A 658-nucleotide genomic window follows, 5' to 3' on the forward strand; every position below is an offset into this window, starting at 1 on the left:
CCCACCAGTATCGGCTAGCAAGGGCTGGTACTAAATCGACCCTAACTGCATTACTTAAGAGGTATTGTAGGAAGCGTAGGGATAAAAGGCGAAATAAATTCGTCAGATAAGAAATAAGAAGTTGAATGAAAATGAACCACCGATGAAGTGTCGTTAACGGTAATTGAGAGTTAAAAGTACTGTTTGCGGAAATAGTATTACCAAAGTCAAATGTAACTTGCAAATCACAGTTTGATCAGCTCTTCGGCATATAGGTGGCAAGATCTTATTTCAGGCTCAAATACGGAACTCAGGAAGATGTTGCCCTGATGTTAAATGAAAGGCTATAGTGGAGAACCCATAAGGCTAAATAGTGAAGCAGGGCGCATTGGCAGATTGTCTCGTACTAGTGATGAAATATTTGTAATGAATATGGAGCGAAGGGGACAACTAGTCTAGTTTTGATTAATTAAACAACTTTAAGTACTAATAAGGACGATCTAGTTGAACAAAACAAAACCATTTTCAGTCAGTAAACGTACTGTATTAGAGGCATGGCAACGTGTAAAAGAAAATAGAGGCTCAGCAGGTGTAGATAAAGTTACTATACAGGCCTTTGAGCAAAACTTGGAGAAGAATTTATATAAAATTTGGAACCGACTCAGCTCAGGAACCTATT

Annotated in this window: 1 protein-coding gene; it reads right to left on the reverse strand. The window is 38.3% G+C overall.

What is annotated here, in order from left to right; all coding sequences use genetic code 11:
- Nucleotides 1-223: hypothetical protein (locus tag ACFFIT_RS13245; RefSeq protein ID WP_385878404.1), on the reverse strand; the 223-nt coding region annotated here is incomplete at its 3' end.
- Between the last annotated feature and the right edge of the window lie 435 nt (nucleotides 224-658).

The organism is Thorsellia kenyensis (genome assembly GCF_042432445.1).
Taxonomy (GTDB): Bacteria; Pseudomonadota; Gammaproteobacteria; order Enterobacterales; family Thorselliaceae; genus Thorsellia; species Thorsellia kenyensis.